The 19538-nt window shown below is 53.6% G+C and carries 18 protein-coding genes and 1 riboswitch; of the genes, 9 read left to right on the forward strand and 9 right to left on the reverse strand.

Translation table 11 applies throughout. From position 1 onward, the window contains the following. The first annotated feature begins 93 nt into the window (after positions 1–93). Positions 94–2199 (forward strand): polyribonucleotide nucleotidyltransferase, encoded by a 2106-nt coding sequence (pnp, locus tag BMW46_RS06040; protein WP_074706050.1) that lies wholly within the window; start codon positions 94–96, stop codon positions 2197–2199. Between the two features lie 242 nt (positions 2200–2441). Here the strand turns inward: pnp and dksA are convergent, their stop codons facing one another. After that, positions 2442–2864, reverse strand: a complete 423-nt coding sequence (gene dksA / locus BMW46_RS06045; RefSeq protein WP_074706053.1) for an RNA polymerase-binding protein DksA — start codon at positions 2862–2864, stop codon at positions 2442–2444. A gap of 445 nt (positions 2865–3309) precedes the next feature. On the opposite strand from dksA, the gene BMW46_RS06050 reads away from it, so the two are divergent. From BMW46_RS06050 to BMW46_RS06070, 5 genes are all read left to right on the forward strand, one after another. After that, positions 3310–3723: an EF-hand domain-containing protein gene (locus BMW46_RS06050; protein WP_074706055.1), complete on the forward strand. Its 414-nt coding sequence runs from the start codon at positions 3310–3312 to the stop codon at positions 3721–3723. A gap of 6 nt (positions 3724–3729) precedes the next feature. After that, positions 3730–4584 (forward strand): HvfB family MNIO-type RiPP peptide maturase, encoded by an 855-nt coding sequence (locus BMW46_RS06055; RefSeq protein WP_074706058.1) that lies wholly within the window; start codon positions 3730–3732, stop codon positions 4582–4584. After that, positions 4565–5323: an HvfC family RiPP maturation protein gene (locus BMW46_RS06060; protein WP_074706589.1), complete on the forward strand. Its 759-nt coding sequence runs from the start codon at positions 4565–4567 to the stop codon at positions 5321–5323. The genes BMW46_RS06055 and BMW46_RS06060 overlap by 20 nt, the downstream gene beginning before the upstream one ends. Before the next feature lie 72 nt (positions 5324–5395). Further along, positions 5396–6037, forward strand: a complete 642-nt coding sequence (locus BMW46_RS06065; RefSeq protein WP_074706060.1) for a class I SAM-dependent methyltransferase — start codon at positions 5396–5398, stop codon at positions 6035–6037. Positions 6038–6071: 34 nt separating this feature from the next. After that, entirely contained in the window at positions 6072–7256 is a 1185-nt protein-coding gene (locus tag BMW46_RS06070; RefSeq protein WP_074706063.1) for a BaiN/RdsA family NAD(P)/FAD-dependent oxidoreductase, read from the forward strand. A gap of 98 nt (positions 7257–7354) precedes the next feature. On the opposite strand, the gene hslU is transcribed toward BMW46_RS06070, so the two are convergent. The 5 genes from hslU to dapF all read right to left on the reverse strand — a co-directional run bounded on the left by hslU (position 7355) and on the right by dapF (position 11952). Next, positions 7355–8686, reverse strand: coding sequence for an ATP-dependent protease ATPase subunit HslU (gene hslU, locus BMW46_RS06075; protein WP_074706065.1), 1332 nt, complete (start codon positions 8684–8686; stop codon positions 7355–7357). 126 nt (positions 8687–8812) lie between these two features. After that, on the reverse strand, positions 8813–9349 hold the full coding sequence (gene hslV, locus BMW46_RS06080) for an ATP-dependent protease subunit HslV (RefSeq protein ID WP_074706067.1): 537 nt from the start codon (positions 9347–9349) through the stop codon (positions 8813–8815). A 100-nt stretch (positions 9350–9449) separates the two neighbouring features. After that, positions 9450–10352, reverse strand: a complete 903-nt coding sequence (xerC, locus tag BMW46_RS06085; protein WP_074706070.1) for a tyrosine recombinase XerC — start codon at positions 10350–10352, stop codon at positions 9450–9452. Between the two features lie 92 nt (positions 10353–10444). Further along, positions 10445–11104, reverse strand: a complete 660-nt coding sequence (locus BMW46_RS06090) for a DUF484 family protein (RefSeq protein WP_074706073.1) — start codon at positions 11102–11104, stop codon at positions 10445–10447. A gap of 14 nt (positions 11105–11118) precedes the next feature. Continuing rightward, positions 11119–11952 carry a diaminopimelate epimerase gene (dapF, locus tag BMW46_RS06095; RefSeq protein WP_074706076.1) on the reverse strand — a complete coding sequence of 278 codons (834 nt, stop codon included), beginning with the start codon at positions 11950–11952 and terminating at the stop codon, positions 11119–11121. A 142-nt stretch (positions 11953–12094) separates the two neighbouring features. On the opposite strand from dapF, the gene metK reads away from it, so the two are divergent. The 3 genes from metK (at position 12095) to metF (ending at position 15786) form a co-directional block, all read left to right on the forward strand. Further along, positions 12095–13294 (forward strand): methionine adenosyltransferase, encoded by a 1200-nt coding sequence (metK, locus tag BMW46_RS06100; RefSeq protein ID WP_074706079.1) that lies wholly within the window; start codon positions 12095–12097, stop codon positions 13292–13294. A 20-nt stretch (positions 13295–13314) separates the two neighbouring features. Next, positions 13315–13392, forward strand: a riboswitch (S-adenosyl-L-homocysteine riboswitch). A gap of 16 nt (positions 13393–13408) precedes the next feature. Continuing rightward, positions 13409–14854 (forward strand): adenosylhomocysteinase, encoded by a 1446-nt coding sequence (gene ahcY / locus BMW46_RS06105; RefSeq protein WP_074706081.1) that lies wholly within the window; start codon positions 13409–13411, stop codon positions 14852–14854. Positions 14855–14940: 86 nt separating this feature from the next. Continuing rightward, a complete protein-coding gene (gene metF, locus BMW46_RS06110) occupies positions 14941–15786 on the forward strand; it encodes a methylenetetrahydrofolate reductase [NAD(P)H] (RefSeq protein ID WP_074706084.1) in 846 nt (281 codons plus the stop codon). A 156-nt stretch (positions 15787–15942) separates the two neighbouring features. Here the strand turns inward: metF and BMW46_RS06115 are convergent, their stop codons facing one another. From BMW46_RS06115 to BMW46_RS06125, 3 genes are all read right to left on the reverse strand, one after another. Next, entirely contained in the window at positions 15943–17184 is a 1242-nt protein-coding gene (locus BMW46_RS06115; protein ID WP_074706087.1) for a pyridoxal-phosphate-dependent aminotransferase family protein, read from the reverse strand. Between the two features lie 197 nt (positions 17185–17381). After that, the gene (locus tag BMW46_RS06120; RefSeq protein ID WP_371113499.1) at positions 17382–19025 is read right to left on the reverse strand and encodes a M48 family metalloprotease; all 1644 of its coding nucleotides are present in this window, start codon (positions 19023–19025) and stop codon (positions 17382–17384) included. 142 nt (positions 19026–19167) lie between these two features. Next, entirely contained in the window at positions 19168–19506 is a 339-nt protein-coding gene (locus tag BMW46_RS06125) for a P-II family nitrogen regulator (RefSeq protein WP_074706094.1), read from the reverse strand. Positions 19507–19538 lie beyond the last annotated feature (32 nt).

A 19538-nucleotide genomic window follows, 5' to 3' on the forward strand; every position in this document is an offset into this window, starting at 1 on the left:
GCATCGGAATGGCTTCCGCTTGTATCGGTTGCGCAACCGCGGCTATGGTGCCTGGAGCGAAACCGGAATGATTTAATCGAAAAGGGCAGTTAATTGAAAATTAAGAAAAGTGTTACGTACGGGTCTCATCAGCTAACATTCGAAACCGGAGAAATAGCAAGACAAGCCCATGCCGCCATTATGGTCAGCATGGGCGATACCGTCGTCCTGGTTACCGTGGTAGGTGCAAAAAGCGCCAAGCAGGGGCAGGATTTCTTTCCCCTGACGGTGGACTATCAGGAAAGGAGCTATGCGGCTGGCCGAATACCCGGTAGTTTTTTCAAACGTGAAGGCCGTCCCTCCGAAAAGGAAATTCTTACCTCCCGTCTGATCGATCGCCCGATCCGTCCTCTTTTTCCTGAAAATTTCTACAACGAAGTGCAGGTGGTAGCCACCGTCCTGTCTTCCGATAACGAAGTAGATGCCGATATTCCCGCCATGCTGGGCGCATCTGCCGCGCTGGTGCTCTCGGGCATTCCGTTCAACGGGCCTATCGGCGCCGCTCGGGTTGGCTACATCAATGGCGAATATGTATTGAATCCCGATACCAGCGCGCTGAAGCAGACACAGCTGAATCTGGTCGTGGCTGGCACACGGCAGGCTGTGCTGATGGTGGAATCCGATGCGATGGAGCTGTCGGAGGACGTCATGCTGGGCGCCATCGTTTATGGTCATCAGCAAATGCAGGTTGCCATCGATGCGATCAATGAACTGGCGGATGAGGCGGGCGTGACCGCATGGGATTGGGAGCCTCCTGCAAGAGACCCTGCGCTAGCCATTAAAATTGCGGAACTGGCGGAGAATGATTTACGTGCCGCTTTCCGCCAGAAGCAGAAGCAGGTAAGGTCCGAGACCATAGACAGCATCTGGACAAGAGTCTTTACCGAACTCGGTGTCGAAGATGGCGAAGGTCCTGATGCCCAGGCGGTGAAGGAGGCCTGTTTTGCGCTGGAATCGAGAATCGTGCGTTCGCAGATTCTGGATGGCGAACCGCGCATCGATGGACGTGATACCCGCACCGTCCGGCCAATAACGATTCGTACCGGCCTCCTGCCGCGGACCCACGGTTCAGCATTATTTACCCGCGGAGAAACCCAGGCGCTGGTAGTTGCAACGCTGGGAACCGGCCGCGATGAGCAGAAAATCGATGCTCTCCAGGGAGATTACTCCGAGCGTTTCATGCTTCACTACAACATGCCTCCCTACGCCACCGGAGAGACGGGACGGGTTGGAACACCCAAGCGGCGTGAAATTGGGCACGGACGTTTGGCAAAACGAGCCCTGGTTGCAGTTCTGCCTTCCCCGGAAGAGTTTGGCTATTCGCTTCGCGTGGTTTCTGAAATTACTGAATCCAATGGCTCCAGTTCCATGGCATCCGTTTGCGGCGGCTGCCTTGCATTGATGGATGCCGGTGTGCCCCTGAAGGGGCACGTGGCGGGTATTGCCATGGGGCTCATCAAGGAAGGCAATCGGTTTGCCGTACTCAGTGATATTCTGGGTGATGAAGATCACCTGGGCGACATGGATTTCAAGGTGGCGGGTACCGAAAATGGCATTACCGCCCTGCAGATGGATATCAAGATTCAGGGGATTACCAAAGAGATCCTGCATGCTGCCCTGGTACAGGCAAGGGAAGGACGGATACATATTCTCACAATCATGAAGCAGGTGTTGCCGGCCAGACGCGAGGATATCTCGGAGCATGCTCCCCGTATCATCAAGATCAGAATCAATCCCGAGAAAATACGTGACGTCATAGGGAAAGGGGGCGCAGTGATCCGTGCGCTTACCGAAGAGACAGGCACCACCATCGATATTACGGACGATGGCACCGTCATGATTGCATGTGTCAACGCGGAGGGCGGTGAGCTGGCGAAAAAACGGATCGAAGACATCACGGCCGAAGTTGAAGTGGGGCGGGTATACGACGGAACAGTACTGAAGCTTCTGGATTTTGGCGCCATCGTCAGCGTCCTGCCCGGCAAGGACGGCCTGCTGCATATCTCGCAAATCGCCAATGAGCGCGTCAACAATGTCGGCGACCACCTCAAGGAAGGACAGGTAGTGCGGGTGAAGGTCCTGGAAGCTGACGACAAGGGAAGGTTGCGTCTCAGCATGAAAGCGGTTGCCACCGACGTGACGGACAACGCCGTCACCTGATGGCGGAGCAGAGAGAAGAATTTTCTACAAAGAGCAGCCGCCATTTTTTTCTGTGCGGTTCCTCGCCCTCTTATCTCAGTCTTTTCTCCTGTATCTTCCGGTTTTTTTGAAGTCAGCTTAGTTAGTTGTCTTCCCGGAATAAAAGCCCCATCGAGAGGAGTCTTTTATTCCGGGAAGGCAATGAAGTACTTCGTTATCTGCAGAACTTATCTGCAGAATCTAAGTGAAAAGCAGGCAGGTGTTTATTTCGCGACTTGCTTTTCCCTTATTTCATCCAAGGTCTTACAGTCGATGCAGAGTGTAGCGGTGGGACGGGCTTCAAGGCGCTTTAAACCGATTTCCACCCCGCAGCTTTCGCAATAGCCGTAATCTCCAGTATCTATTTTTGCGATCGTTTCCTCTATCTTTTTGATCAGCTTACGTTCGCGGTCACGATTTCTTAATTCAAGCGCCATGTCCGACTCCTGGCTGGCGCGGTCGTTAGGATCAGCAAATATTGTGGCTTCATCCTGCATAGTGTGAACCGTGCGATCGATATCCTGTCCCAATTCAAACTTGATGCCTTCCAGAATATTGCGGAAATGCATAAGCTGCTGGGCACTCATGTAACTTTCTCCCTTCGAGGGTATGTAGGGAGTGGCTTGTTTATACATTTCTTGCGGCATAGTCAGTATTTCCTTTCCATTGCTGGGTGACGTGTAACAATGCAACTGCTATTTAAAAACAACCCATTATACAGATAACTCATCTCCGGTTCAGTTGATGCGCTCTGAGAGCAAGACGGTTGGCAGAAACTTGTCAAGGTTTCGCCAGGAATGGAATCCCACAGTTTAGCTTAAGAACGAGGCTCTCATCCTCCTGTTCATGACAAAACCCCAGCCTCTTCACGTTCAACTCCCTGTGGAACATATAGGGGGGCACATGAGGCACACGAATTCTTGCAGAATTTTTAGTCCTTGAATACCCCCGCAAGAAATAAATACATTATTTTGCTGCAAGCCTCTCCGGGAGAGTTTCTTGTTCCTAATGCACTGCAGGATCAGTGGAATCGGCTCCCGTTCCTGTCAAACTGTGACATAATATTTTTTCCAGATTCAAGGAGAACCAACTGTGCAAGACAAAAAATCCACGATTTCCATCGTCATAGGTTCGGTCCTTGCTACCGGCCTCAGCACCTCCCCCATTGTTTTCGCGGGCGACAGTGAGGCGGACAGCAAGACAAGCAATCCTTTCGTCATGCAGTCGTTAAACGAGCGTTATGTAGTGGCTTACGCCGACCGGGTGGACCCCAGCAAATATGGGGCAGGCGCAAAAGCGGCGGAGGGAAATTGCGGCATGTCGCTGGCGGACAAGAACAAAGACAATAAAGTGACCAAGGAAGAATTTATCAAGCATCACGAAGGCATCTTCGACAAGATTGACGCGAACAAGGATGGAGCCGTCGACCAGGTGGAAGCGGACAGCTTTGCAAAAAGCAGGGCCGGTGGCGGAACAGCAGCGCCTCATGGCCAGATGAAGAAATAATTCGACATGCAACAGTTCCCACGCCTCGCCCGCGTGGGGCTGGGCTTCCGGCGGGAGCTCATTCCTGCGCTGAAAAGCGGCGTCCCCGACACCATCGATTTTTTCGAGATCGCCCCCGAGAACTGGATCGACCTTGGCGGAGGTGCGGCACGGGATCTGCTTTTTTTTACCGAGCGCTACCCTTTTGTCTGCCATGGCCTTTCCCTTTCAATCGGTGGTCCTGCTCCCCTGGACGAAGTGCTGCTGCAAAAGATTCGCCAGTTCCTCGATCAGCACCGGATACCTCTTTATACGGAACATCTTTCCTACTGCTCTGATGACGGTCACCTGTACGATCTGCTTCCGATCCCTTTTACGGAGGAAGCGATAAAATATGTCGCTGAACGCGTTCGCCGTACCCAGGATATTCTCGAGCGGCGTATCGCATTGGAAAATGCATCGTTTTATGTCGCTTCGCCTATCAACGATATGAGTGAATTGGACTTTATCCGGGCTGTGTTGCTGGAGGCGGATTGTGATCTTCATCTCGATGTCAATAACGTTTACGTCAACAGCATTAACCACGACTACGATCCCGTGGACTTCATCCGTGCCTTGCCTTCCGATCGCATCGTGTATATGCACATGGCCGGGCATCATAAGGAGGCGGAGAATCTTATCATCGATACTCACGGCGCCGATGTAATCGATCCGGTATGGTCGCTGCTGGATCAAACCTACGGAATGCACGGTGTTGCGCCGACTTTGCTCGAGCGTGACTTCAATATTCCTCCGCTCGACCAGTTGATGCGGGAAGTGCAAGGCATCGCACTAATCCAGGCGCGGCATGCGCATTCAGGCGATGTCTGTTCAGCTACCTGAATTTCAGCGCTTCCAGTATGCCTTCACTGCGCACCTTCGCAATCCCCGGGCAAAGCCTGTTCCACCTGGACTCGACGCGCAGCGGATGCGCATATACGACAGACTGGTTTACGAGAATCTCGACGGCTTTCTTCTCAGATGCTTCCCGGTGACTCGAGATGTGCTGGGGTCGCGACGATGGTCGAGGCTGGTACGTGCCTTTCTCATTGCGCATCGTAGCCGTTCTCCCCTTTTTCATCAGATAGCCGGTGAGTTTATAGAATTTCTGGGGAGTAAAGGCGTCATCCCTGAAAACTATCCGGGGTTCCTCCTGGAGCTTGCGCACTACGAATGGGTGGAACTGGCATTGTCCATTTCAACGGACATGCCCGATTGGAAGACGATCGATGCCGCCGGTAATCTGCTCGAGGGGCGGCCTCTTTTGAATCCGGTGCTTGCCAATCTTTGCTATCACTGGCCCGTCCATCATATCCGTCCACGCGCTCGCATCGACCCGGCAAAAACTTACTTGCTGCTGTTTCGTGACGCGGATGACGAGATTCAATTTTCAGAAATCAACGCCTTTACCGCGCGTTTGATAGATCTGCTTGCACTGGAAGAGCATACCGGGCAGGCCGCTCTTGAAGTCATCACGACCGAAAGCGGGCATCCCTCACCCGAAGTCGTGATGCAGGGCGGCGAGAAGATCATGATTGATCTTCAGGCTCGGGGCGCATTACTGGGTATTGCCAGAGAGTAAGTGTTTTTCGTTCGACTCACGCGAGACAGGCAGAATGTCCGCCTGATTTTTATCCTATTTGTGTAAGTTGCCGTGAAACCCGATTCAGCGGATCTCAGAAAACTCTCCCATCTTATACTGAACAGTTACAACGAAAGAGCCGAAGCGTTCTGGGAGGGTACGAAAGACCATGATGTCAGCCAAAACATTGCTGCATTGCTGCGCCACATCGAAAATCCTCCACCCTTAAAGATACTGGATCTGGGCTGTGGTCCCGGACGTGACCTGAAGTCTTTTGCCGATCTCGGTCATGTGGCGATCGGGCTGGAAGGGGCAACGCGGTTTGCCGAAATGGCGGCTAATCATAGTGGCTGTGAGATATGGCAGCAGGACTTCCTTCAGCTCGATCTGCCTGAAGAATATTTCGATGGTATATTTGCGAACGCCTCCCTGTTTCATGTTCCGAGTGTTGAACTGCCGCGCGTGCTGAAAGAACTGTGGTCAACGCTGAAACCGCGCGGAGTGCTGTTCAGTTCCAACCCCCGCGGGAATAACGAGGAGGGCTGGAATCACGGGCGTTATTGCGTATATCATGATATTGATGGCTGGAGGCGCTATATGTCCGGCGCGGGTTTCGTCGAGCTTGCTCACTACTACCGCCCGAAAGGTCTTCCACGCGAGCAGCAACCCTGGCTGGCCAGTGTATGGCGCAAGTCTGCAACAGAATGCGAGTAAGTCCACAAGGCTCATTTTCCCGTAAGCATCGCAATTGAAGAAAGATGTCGTCGTAATAGGCGCTGGCGCAGCCGGCATGATGTGCGCAATGGAAGCGGGAAAGCGTGGACGAAGCGTGTTGCTGCTGGATCACGCCAGCAAGCTGGCGGAAAAAATCCGTATCTCGGGAGGGGGGCGGTGTAATTTCACGAATCGCCACACTGTTCCGGAAAATTTTCTGTCGCAGAATCCGCATTTCTGCCGATCCGCGTTGGCACGCTTCACTCCCCGTCACTTCATAGAGCTGGTGGAGAAGCACCGCATCCGTTATCACGAAAAAAAGCTGGGACAGCTATTTTGCGATGAGGCCTCGCGGCAAGTCATTGATATGCTGTGCAATGAATGCGAGACCGCTGGAGTCATCTTTCAAATGCCCTGCGGGGTAAGCCGCATAAACCGGGGCTTCGGCGATACTGGATTCGTATTGGAAACCAGTTGTGGCAAGGTGATGGCAGATGCGCTGGTAATCGCGACCGGAGGTCTTTCCATTCCGCAAATCGGCGCCAGTCCTTTTGGCTATCGTATCGCGGAACAGTTTGGCATAAACGTTACGGCGCTACGTCCCGCCCTGGTACCGCTGACCTTTGCGCCGGAACAGTTGTCCGCTTTTTCAGGGCTCTCGGGAATTGCACTCGACACAATAGTGAGCTGTAACGGCGCGCATTTTCGAGAAAATCTGCTGATCACGCATCGGGGTCTGAGCGGTCCTGCAATCCTCCAGATTTCCTCATACTGGCGACCGGGAGATCCGATTCATATTAACCTGTTACCTGAGCTGGATGCAGGCGGTTGGTTGCGCGATCACAGACATAGCGGCGCCCTGCTATCCAATCTGTTAGCGCAGCATCTGCCCCGGCGGTTTGCAGAAGCGTGGCTGAGCGTAATGATGAGTACGCTCCCGGAAACACCTGTAAACCAGTATGGCAACAAGAGCTTGAGGCAACTGGCCTCTCAATTGCATGCTTGGCAGGTTATTCCGAGCGGCACCGCTGGCTACAAAAAGGCGGAAGTAACCCTGGGAGGCATCGATACTGCCGAGCTTTCTTCCAAAACGATGGAATCGAAAAAAGTACCCCGCCTTTATTTCGTGGGTGAAGTCGTCGATGTCACGGGCCAACTGGGGGGGTTCAACTTCCAGTGGGCCTGGTCATCGGGTTATGTGGCAGGGCAATCAGTGTAACCGCAGCTTCTATCGGTAGTGCGGTATCGTGACGAGATAATCTTCTTTCTTATGGAGATGATAAATTTTCTGAAGATGGAAAAGCCTTCAGCGATTTCTTAAAGCACGTAGCGGGCGAGATCCTCGCTCTGCGCCAGGTCGCCGAGCCGTTTATCCACATAGGCGGCATCAATGACAACCGCATCTCCATGGTGTTTCTCCGCATTGAACGAAACATCCTCCAGCAGTTTTTCCATTGCGGTATAAAGACGGCGTGCTCCAATATTCTCTGTTTTTTCGTTGACTGCAAAGGCGATCTCCGCCAGACGTTTGACCGCATCAGGGGTAAATTCCAGCCTTACCCCTTCAGTTTCAAGCAGCGCTTCATATTGACGTTTCAAACAGGCATCGGTATTAGTGAGGATTTGTACAAAATCGCCGGCGCTGAGACTGGTGAGTTCAACCCGAATTGGAAACCGGCCCTGCAACTCGGGAATCAAATCGGAAGGTTTGGCGAGGTGAAAGGCTCCACTGGCGATAAACAGAATATGATCTGTCTTGATCATGCCATATTTGGTGGAAATCGTGGTACCCTCGACCAGAGGCAGCAGGTCCCGCTGAACGCCCTGGCGCGATACGTCTGCCCCCGAAGTCTCGGAACGGCTCGTGATCTTATCGATTTCATCCAGAAACACGATGCCGTTCTGCTCGACATTCTGCACCGCGCGCAGTTTCAATTCCTCATCATTAACCAGCTTCGAGGCTTCCTCATCGATAAGGAGCTTCATCGCTTCGCGGATTTTAAGCTTTCGCATCCTTTTTCTTTCCGCACCCAGATTCTGGAACATGCCTTGAATCTGCGTCGTCAGCTCTTCCATTCCGGGGGGAGCAAAGATTTCCATATGGGTATGCGGGGTCGCTAACTCGATTTCGATCTCCTTATCGTTGAGCTCTCCCTCACGCAGCTTCTTTCGAAATTTCTGGCGGGTAGCACTTTCCGCTTCGATGGATTCCATCTGCAGACCCGTTTCTCTGGCCACAGGCAATAGCACATCGAGTATGCGCTCCTCGGCATGGTCTTCCGCGCGTGCGCGCATCTTTTGCGTTTCACGCTCCCGGGATTGCTTGACCGCGGCTTCCACAAGATCACGGATGATCGAATCCACGTCACGCCCAACATACCCTACCTCGGTAAATTTGGTTGCCTCGACCTTGATGAATGGCGCATCCGCAAGTTTCGCGAGCCGACGCGCTATTTCCGTCTTGCCGACACCCGTCGGACCGATCATCAGGATATTCTTGGGCGTGATCTCCTGGCGCAGTGGATCCTGTACCTGCTGCCTGCGCCAGCGATTCCTGAGCGCGATGGCAACCGAACGTTTGGCGGCATCCTGACCTATGATGTGCTTGTCAAGCTCGTGGACGATTTCCCGGGGAGTCAGTTGAGACATGATCAGGTCAGCGATAAAGGCAAGAGGTGAGAGAAATCAAAGCAACAGTACAAACGATACAAGGCATAAGGTTATACCGGAATAGAGGTGTCAGTCCTATCTTTCCGGGTTCATTTTCTTCGGCCGCTACTCCAGAACCTCGATTACGTGGTTCTGATTGGTGTAGATACACAGATCCCCGGCTATGGTAAGCGCCTTCTTGACGATTTCCGGCGATGTAAGATCAGTATTTTCCAGAAGCGCGCGTGCCGCTGAATGCGCGTAGGAACCGCCACTGCCGATTGCCGCCAGCCCGAACTCGGGTTCTATTACATCTCCCGCCCCGGTAATAATGAGGGTGGCGGCCGGATCGGCGACGACGAGCATAGCCTCGAGTCTGCGCAGAATCCGGTCGGTGCGCCAGTCTTTTGCCAGTTCCACCGCCGAACGCATGAGGTGTCCCTGATGTTTTTCCAGCTTGCCTTCAAAACGTTCGAACAAAGTAAAGGCATCCGCCGTTCCTCCGGCAAATCCAGCCAGGATTCTGTCGTGATACAGCCGCCGAACCTTGCGTGCGGTGGCTTTGGCTACCACCGCTCCCAGCGTTACCTGGCCATCGCCGCCCAGCGCGACGTGGTTCCCGCGCCGAGCGGAAAGTATGGTTGTGCCGTGGTATTCTGCCATGTCTAGCCCGGTAATTGGAGAGCGAAGATTATAACGCCGATTCGCGAGAAGAATGCAAACAGTGTTTGCGCCAATCCGTAGTCCGGTTCATCTTTGCGGCTCAAGACTCATTCTTCTTTCGGGCGCGCGGGTGTGTTGCATCATAGACCTTCGATAGATGCTGGAAGTCGAGATGGGTATATACCTGCGTGGTGCTGATGCTGGCATGCCCCAGCATCTCCTGCACCGCTCTCAGGTCGCCGCTGGATTGCAGTACATGTGATGCAAATGAATGCCGCAGCACGTGCGGGTGGATGCGCCCGCTGATTCCTTGCTTTACTGCCTGAATTTTCAGGCGCTGATCGATCGACCGGCGGCTGATGTTCCTCCCGTGGCGGGACAGGAATAGCGCCGTTTCCCCTGGCCTGGCGAGCGCATCCCGTTGTTTTATCCATTCCCCCACTACTTGTATGGCTTTGCTTCCTACCGGCACATCCCGCGTTTTATTCCCTTTGCCGGTAACGCGCACGATCCCGTCCGTCAGACTTAAATCCTCGAGCTTCAGGTTCGTGAGTTCCGCCAGCCGCAATCCGGAAGAATAGCAGAGTTCGAACATGGCTTTATCGCGTAAGGCAATCAGATCGGGAGTATCAAACTCCAGCAGCTTCAAGGCCTCATCAGGCGACAGGGTGCGAGGCAGGATCCTGGGGGACTTCGGTGCCCGCACCCCGGCGCAGGGGTTACACGTGTAACCATGATGTCGCGCCAGGTAATTGTAGAGCCCCCGCCATGCAGACAGCATTCTCGCCAGGCTCCTGCCGGAAAATCCGTTTGCATGCACCTGAGCAAGAAAACGCCGGATATGGTGGATTTGCAAATGCTCCAGCGCGATTCCCCGCGAGAGATTCATCAGTACATCGAGATCGTGGGCATAACTTTTGCAGGTGAGCGGCGACAGTCGTCGCGTGACGGAAAGATAAGCGAGATAGGCGGAGGCAAGTTCGGCCTGCCTCTTTTCGGACATCTTGCCGGAATTGTTCAGACCGGTTAAGGATTCCGGGTGTTGCCTCTTTCCCGGGTGTTGCCTCTTTCCCGGGTGTTGCCTCTTTCCCATTCTCAGGCGGTGCGAAAACGTCTCAATGACGCACTGGCAAGTTCACCGAGACGCGCAAGGTAAACTGTCCCCATCTCCGGATAGAACCGCTGAGATTCTTCACTGCCCATTACCAGTAATCCGATAGTTTGATCCCCATGCAATGCTGTCATCGCAAATGAACGCAGATGTTCGGCCTGTTCACCGAACCAGCTTCTGATCTCATCCGGAATATGGGGTCCGCAATAAGGGTGCAGCAAATTTTCCGCCATCGCATGAACCTCGTTGCTGACGGGTAAAAATTCCGGTGGCAGGGGCTCGTCAATACCAGTATTCCAGATGCGAAGCGCGCTGTGAGGCACCGAGAAGCTTTCACGCAGCGCAAAGGCGAGCCCATCCAGAAGATCGGGCAAACGTCTGAAGGTGAGGAGCGAGACTGCCAATTTGTGCATTTTTTCCGCGATAGCGTCATTCTCCTTGCCGAACAGGACCAATTCCTCCAGTTTATTCTGCAAAATCTGGTTTTTTTCCCGCAATGCCAGGATTTGACGCTCGCTTAAGGAAATTGCCCTCCCGTTATGGGGATTGGGCACCTGAATATCTGCCAGCATGCTTGCATATGCTTCAAAGAACTCCGGATTCGCACGCAGATACTCTGCTATCTCTTCGAAACTTGATTTCATATCTTTTCTGTTTTTTAAAACTGCAACTCGATTTCTCCATCAAAAACGGCGACGGCAGGACCAGTCATCCAGACCGGCTGATTTTCCCCTTCCCACCGTATGAACAGATCTCCAGTAGAAAAGCTCACCCTGACTGGCGATTCGAGCAGTCCTCGCTGAATTCCCGCAACCGCCGCTGCACAGGCACCCGTGCCGCAAGCCAGGGTTTCCCCCGCGCCCCGCTCGTAGACTCTCAGCCGGATATGATGAGGATCGATGACTTGCATATATCCGGCATTTACTCGCTGAGGAAAACGTGAATGCTTTTCGATAACTGGACCCTCCGTCAGGACCGGCGCGTTATCCAGGTCCGATACTACCTGGACCGCGTGAGGATTGCCCATCGATACACTGCTGATTTCCACCTGCTTGTCATCCAGAGGGAGGGGGTAAGTGGGGGCTCGCTGTTCGGCGATAAAAGGAATTTCAACGGGATCGAATTTCGGCACACCCATGTTGACCGTTACTTCCCCGTCTGCTTCAAGCTTCGGAATAACCACCCCACTTAGTGTTTCAATCCTTACCTCCTTCTTGTCTGTCATACCATGGTCATGCACGTAGCGAACGAAGCAGCGCGCCCCATTGCCGCATTGTTCCACTTCTCCTCCGTCGGCATTAAAAATGCGATAGCGGAAATCAGCATCGCCTTCCGCCTTTTCGATCAGCAGAATCTGGTCGCAGCCTACTCCCAAATGGCGGTCGGCAAGGCGCCGCAATTGTTCCGGCGAGAGCGAAATCTGCTGATTCACGGCGTCAATGACAACGAAATCGTTGCCGAGGCCATGCATTTTGGTGAACTTGAGCTTCATTCATCAAGCGTTGCAAGAATAAGAATTACAGCACGAGGTATGGAAACATCGGCATGCCAAGCCGTATTGTATTATCCGCCTTCTTAATAAGCGTAGAATTTGGTATTCTACAGACCTTTTACGATTAAGCGGGCTGGACAAAATGAGTGAATATCTTTTTACCTCCGAATCCGTGTCTGAAGGTCATCCCGATAAGGTGGCCGATCAAATTTCCGATTCCATCCTCGATGCTATCCTGGCTCAGGATCCCAATGCGCGGGTAGCCTGCGAAACGTTATGCAGTACCGGTCTGATCGTCATGTCAGGCGAAATCACCACTCAGGCCAATGTAGACTACATGCAAGTCGCGCGCGCGGCGGTCAAGCGCATTGGTTACAACAGTTCCGATATCGGCTTTGACTATAATACCTGCGCAGTGCTGACTGCTTTCAATAAACAGTCCCCCGATATCGCGCAAGGGGTCAACCGCACCAAGGAAGAGGAAATGGACCAGGGGGCAGGTGATCAGGGTCTCATGTTCGGCTATGCCTGCGATGAGACGCCGCAATTGATGCCCATGCCGATCTACTATGCCCATCGACTGATGGAGCGCCAAGCGGAACTGCGAAAAGACGGGCGCCTCCCGTGGCTGCGTCCGGATGCAAAGTCGCAGGTTTCAGTACGTTACCTGAATGGCAAGCCGCAGCGAATCGAGACCGTTGTCATTTCCACACAGCATCACCCGGATATCAGCCACACCGATTTGAGTGAAGCCATTATTGAGGAAGTCATCAAACCCGTGCTTCCGAAAAAAATGCTGAATGGCGAAACCCGGTATTTGATCAACCCGACAGGACGTTTCGTGGTGGGGGGACCGATGGGAGATTGCGGACTGACCGGTCGGAAGATTATCGTGGACAGCTATGGGGGGACCGCGCATCATGGCGGTGGCGCCTTCTCCGGCAAGGATCCGTCCAAAGTGGACCGTTCCGCTGCTTATGCCGGACGATATGTGGCAAAGAATCTTGTTGCGGCCGGTATCGTCAGCAGATGCGAGGTACAGATGGCTTATGCGATCGGGATTGCCCGCCCTGTTTCGCTGATGGTCGACACTTTTGGAACCGGAAAAATTCCGGACGATAAAATCGTCAAACTGATTGAGCGGCACTTCGATCTGCGTCCGCGCGGCATCATCCACGGCCTTGATCTGCTGCGTCCCATCTACGAGAAGACTGCTGCCTATGGCCATTTTGGCCGGGATGAACCGGAATTCAGCTGGGAATCCACGGATAAGGCTGCACAATTGCGCGAGGAAGCGGGAATTGAACCCGCGGAAACCGAACCGGTCAGTCTTCAGGCTTAAGATCACATCACCAACCCTTCCAGACCGAGGAGCGCTGCAACGGGCATTGTCCCGCGAGGCTCGGCAAGGAAGGATCGCTACAACGGCGCTCGTTCATTTTCAGGAGAAAATCTTATGAACGCTGTGCTCAGTCCTGCTTCCGCGTCCGCGGGCTTTACCGACTATAAAGTTGCCGATATGTCCCTGGCGGAATGGGGGCGTAAGGAAATCGCCATTGCCGAGACGGAGATGCCGGGTCTGATGGCGCTACGGGAAGAGCATGCCGGTGCCAAGCCTCTTGCAGGGGCACGCATTGCCGGTTCCCTGCACATGACCATTCAGACTGCGGTATTGATCGAAACGCTTACCAAGCTAGGCGCTCAAGTACGATGGGCTTCGTGCAACATTTTCTCGACTCAGGACCATGCCGCGGCCGCCATTGCAGCGGAAGGCATTCCCGTATTTGCCCATAAGGGCGAATCTCTGGATGAGTATTGGGAATATACCCACCGTATTTTTGAATGGCAAGGGGATACCCCGGAGGGTAATGGTAGTCCCAATATGATTCTGGATGATGGCGGCGACGCCACCTTGCTCATTCTCCTTGGCAGCAGGGCGGAAGAAGATCCGTCTGTCATCGCCAGTCCTGCCAACGAAGAAGAGCAAGCCTTGTTTGCCGCCATTCGCAAGCGCTTGAGCGTCAGCCCGAACTGGTACTCCACCCGGCGCGCCAATATCAGGGGGGTGACGGAGGAAACCACTACCGGCGTCCATCGTCTGTATGAAATGCAAAAGAAAGGCGAGTTGCCGTTTCCGGCATTCAACGTGAATGATTCCGTCACCAAATCCAAATTCGATAATCTGTACGGTTGCCGCGAGTCTCTGGTTGACGGGATCAAGCGGGCGACCGATGTCATGATTGCCGGAAAGATCGCCATAGTGTGTGGTTACGGTGATGTCGGCAAAGGCTGTGCTCAATCCCTGCGCGGTCTTGGAGCCACCGTATGGATAACGGAAATTGATCCCATTTGCGCACTGCAAGCGGCAATGGAAGGTTATCGCGTCGTCGCCCTGGATGAAGCCTGCGATCAGGCGGACATCTTCGTGACTGCCACCGGCAATCTGCGAGTTATCACCCATGATCATATGGTGCGAATGAAAGACCAGGCAATCGTTTGTAATATTGGCCACTTCGATTCTGAAATCGATATTGCTTCGGTTCAGAAGTACCAATGGGAGAATATCAAGCCACAGGTCGATCACGTCATTTTTCCTACCGGCCGCCGTATCATTGTGCTGGCAAAGGGACGACTGGTGAATCTTGGCTGTGCAACAGGACACCCTTCCTTTGTCATGTCGACTTCATTCACCAACCAGGTTCTGGCACAAATAGAGCTTTGGCAGAATGGCGCCAGCTACCAGAAAAACGTCTACGTGTTACCCAAGCATCTGGATGAAAAAGTAGCGCGATTACACCTCAAAAAGCTGGGCGCCAAACTTACGCGACTGACGGAGGAACAGGCGAGCTACCTGAATCTGGACATTGACGGACCGTACAAGCCGACAATGTACCGTTATTGATTTTTTCAGGTTTGGATTAGCGCGGTGAAGGAAAGAGGTGGTTAGACTACCGTCTTTTTACCCTCCCCGCGCTTTTCTGCTTTGCCATGGAATCTCAAAAAAAATTTGTTCCCACATTCAGCTTCGAATTTTTTCCACCGCAAACTGCGGAAGGAATAGAGAAACTGCGCGCTACGCGCAGTCAACTTGCGCAACTCAAGCCGAAATTCTTCTCGGTAACCTTCGGCGCGGGAGGATCGACACGTGATCGTACCCTGGAAACCGTGCTCGAAATTCAGGCAGAAGGCCTGGTCGCTGCACCCCATCTTTCCTGTATTGGCGCAACCCGGGAAAATATTCGCACCATGCTGGAACAGTACCGCAGCAGCGGTATTCGCCATCTGATTGCGCTGCGGGGTGATCTGCCTTCGGGAATGGCGCAAGGAGGAGAATTCCGCTATGCCAACGAGCTGGTAGCCTTTATTCGCCGTGAGTACGGCAACGCCTTTCATATCGATGTGGCATCCTACCCGGAGTACCACCCGCAAGCCAGAACTGCTCAGGAAGACTTGAAGAACTTCAAGCGCAAGATCGAAGCCGGCGCAGACTCGGCCATTACCCAGTATTTCTACAATGCGGACGCCTATTTTGACTTTGTCGATTCATGTGAGGCGATGGGCATCAATATTCCGGTGGTTCCGGGCATCATGCCAATCAATAGATTTTCCCAGCTTGCCAGATTCTCGGATACCTGTGGGGCGGAAATACCACGCTGGATCAGAAAGCGGCTGGAAGGTTATGGAGATGATTCTGCTTCCATACGCGCCTTCGGCCTGGATGTCGTTACCGATCTGTGCGCTCGACTACTGAATGCTGGTGCGCCCGGGTTGCATTTCTACACGTTGAACTCAGCAGGACTAACGACAACCGTTTGGCAAAGATTGGGGCTGTAGTTCACCCCATTTTCAGATCAAATGATCACGAGAAGCTGATGAGCGAGCAACGAAGACAGTGCAGACAGCACGGTGATGGAGTGAGCGAAGACGGAAAACCTGGCGCGGTCCCCCTCCATCCGGGAGGGGTCGCGCTTCTCTCCACCTATCCCGCAATCACGCTGCCTTGGCGGTCTTTTTACTTTCCACCGGCAACGGATGAGCAGCATAGGTCTGATGTGCTGCTGCTTCCGCTGTGCCCTGTTCGATTTTCATACCCATATCGGACAATACCGCTTCCAAAGCACCCAGGCACAGCATGACGTTTTCCATCCGGCTTGAGTAGCCCATGAGGCCGAAACGCCAGATCTTGCCTGCAAAATCCCCGAGGCCCGCGCCGATTTCGAGACTGTAGTCAACAAGCAATCTGCGGCGCACCTCTTTCTCATCGATTCCCTGTGGCACATGGACCGAATTGAGCTGCGGCAGACGAGAGTTCTCCTCCACGAGATACTCCATCCCGAGTGTTTCAAATCCCGCCTTGAGTGCTTCATGGTTACGCTGATGGCGGGCCCACGAATGCTCCAATCCTTCCTCATACAACATCAGCAGTGATTCGTGCAAGGCATAGAGCGCATTGGTAGGAGCGGTATGATGGTAAGTGCGCGTGCTTCCCCAGTAGCCGAACAGAAGGTTCAGGTCCATGAACCAGCTTTGCACCTTGGTTTTGCGGCTTTTGACGAGATCAACCACCCGTTCCGAGAAACTGATGGGCGACAGGCCGGGGGGACATGACAGACATTTCTGACTGCCGGAGTAGATGGCATCAATCTTCCACTCGTCCACCTTTACCGGAGAGCCGCCGAGGGAGGTGACCGTGTCGACGATAGTGAGGCAATTATGGCGATGAGCGATTTCGCAAAGCGTTCTGGCATCCGACAGAGCCCCGGTGGAAGTCTCCGCGTGAACGAAAGCGACGATCTTTGCGTCCGGATTCTGCTTCAAGGCATCTTCCACCTTTTGTGGATCAACCGGGGCGCCCCACTTGTCTTCCACCACCACAGCGGTGCCTCCGCAACGCTGCACGTTCTCGATCATGCGTCCGCCAAACACCCCATTGCGGCATACAATCACCTTGTCGCCAGGGTTCACCATATTGACGAAGCACATTTCCATGCCGACCGAGCCCGGGCCTGAAACCGGGAAGGTCAGGAGATTGGAAGTCTGAAAGGCATACCGCAGCAAGCTTTTCAATTCTTCCATCATGTCCGTGAATACCGGGTCAAGATGGCCCAGCGTGGGACGAGCCATTGCCGCGAGAACCCGGGGATGCGTGTCGGAAGGTCCCGGACCCATCAGGACGCGTTGCGGTGGATAGAAGGTGCCAATGTTTTTAGTTGAGCCAAAATGTCTTGTCATGGTTGTTCCTGAGTTTGATGATCCGTGGATTATGCGTGGGAAGAATCCGATTTTATCAAGGGAGCGGGGGTTTGGCTATCCGCGAATTCCTTTCTGTAGGAGCGCTCCCCAGACTGTCAGAGCCTCCCTGAAGGGAGGCAGCGGTAGACAAGGGTGGATATCTATTATCCGGCCGGTAGAATCGAACCTGCCGAGCTCTATTTTTTTTTGGACTCGTTGGCAGCCAGTTCGCGCAATTCCCTGAGACGTGCTTCCACGCTCGACATCTGGTAGAAGTCGCCATCATCTGTTTTAAGCGCGATCTGCAACTGCTCGATTGCTGCAGGGTAATTACCCTGACGTGAATACACTTCGGCCAGCGCCTGATGTTGCAGCAGAGTGTTTCCCAGCGCTTCATGGCTTTGCGCCTGCAATCTATAGAGGCGTACGTCATTCGGGTCGAACTGCAATTGCCGGTTGATGAAGTCGAGCGCATCCTGCGCACTGCCTCTGCTCAGAAGCGCCTCGGTGTAATCGTAGATTAACGCGCGGTGCTGCGGGAATATCACTAGTGCCGCTTGATAGATATCCAACGCTTCGGTCGTCTGCCCGGCCGCGAGTTTGACCCGGGCAGCCAGGGTTTCTACCATGGGACTGGAGGAGGTCACTTTGCGCTGAATCCGAATGGAGGTCCCGAGTTGATGATTCTGGAGGGTCTCTCCCGCGCCCTCGGGCTGCAGGCTGTCATACAGGCGCGCCAACTCCTTGTCCGCGCGCTGGTACTCTCTGCTCCGGAGCAGGGCTGTTACGAGTCCGTACCGTTCCACCGTCTCATTGGTGTATCGTTTTTCACGCAGAATCGATTCGAAATAGTTCACGGCATCGGCGGGTTTTTCTATGGATGCCCGCAATTTAGCCCTCGCCAATTGGAAATCAAGGCTGTCCGGTACCTGCCGGTAGGGCAAGCCCTGCGTGCGGCCTTCGATATCAGCGATGCGTTCGAATGTAACGGGATGAGTGCGCAGATATGAAGGAGCGCCGTTTTCAAGAAAGCGGGTAGCCCTCTGCATGCGCTCGAAAAAATCGGGCATACCCCGTGGATCAAGTCCTGCCCCGACCAATATACCCAGGCCGATTCTATCCGCCTCTTTTTCATGCTCTCGGGTGAAGTTCAATTGTTTCTGAATCTGGCCTGCCTGCGAGGCCACGAGAATAGCCTGACCCGCCTGGGGATTGGCGCGAGAAGCCAGGATAGCTATCGCCATCGAGGCGAGGGAAGTCAGCATGCTGTACTTTTGCCCGGCGATCATGCGCGCAAGATGCTTCTGCGTGACATGCGCGATTTCGTGTGCCATCACTCCTGCCAACTCGGATTCCGACTGCGCCGCGAGAATCAGGCCGCTGTTGAATCCCATGAAACCTCCCGGTAATGCAAATGCATTGAGAGTCGGATCCTGGAGGGCAAAAAACTCGAACTCCTGTTCGGGGCGCGCCTCATTGGAACCTGAAATCAGACGACTGCCGAGACGGGTGAGGTAGCCGTCAATTTCCGCGTCGTTCAGGTAACTGGGGTCCGAACGGATCTCGGACATTATTTTCAGCCCGAGCTCCCGCTCTTCTCTTGGAGATATGGTTGCTTGAGATACATCGCCAAGGTCCGGCAGACCTTCGGCATGGACATTCGCCGTGAATAGTGCCGGCAAAAAAAGCATTATGTGGCGCAATTTCATGGTCGATAAGATACCGCTTCCCGCGTGAAGTTCCACGTGACAAGGGCGAGGTATACCGGGAGGCAATGGAAGGAGCGGGATCAGGCGAGCAGGAATCAGGGAGAGTGCAAGGGTGGATTCAATCCTCTGCACGAATGGAACGGGCTTATCCTGGTTTCAGTTATGTGTGACCACCGATTTTCCCTTTACTGGGTACAGTCGTTTATCATCCCGGTTCGCTGAACCATCGGGCCACTCTCGATCCTCAAGCGAACCATCATGAGCAGAGATTGGTCTAGACCGCGGCCTCGTCCGTTTCGCCCGTGCGTATTCTTACGACCTGTTCGATATCCGTGACAAAAATCTTGCCATCCCCGATTTTTCCGGTACGCGCGCTACTGATAATGGTCTCGATAACGCTGTCCACCTGTTTCGCGAGCACTACGATTTCGATCTTTATTTTGGGCAGAAAATCCACCACGTATTCCGCACCCCGGTATAGCTCGGTATGGCCTTTTTGCCTTCCAAATCCTTTCACTTCAGTAACTGTCAGTCCGCTTATCCCGATTTCATTGAGCGCTTCGCATACCTCGTCCAGTTTGAAAGGTTTGATGATAGCCTCGATTTTTTTCATGAAGCATTCCTTTTACTCATCATGTTGATCAT

It is taken from the genome of Nitrosospira multiformis (genome assembly GCF_900111585.1).
Classification (GTDB): domain Bacteria; phylum Pseudomonadota; class Gammaproteobacteria; order Burkholderiales; family Nitrosomonadaceae; genus Nitrosospira; species Nitrosospira multiformis_B.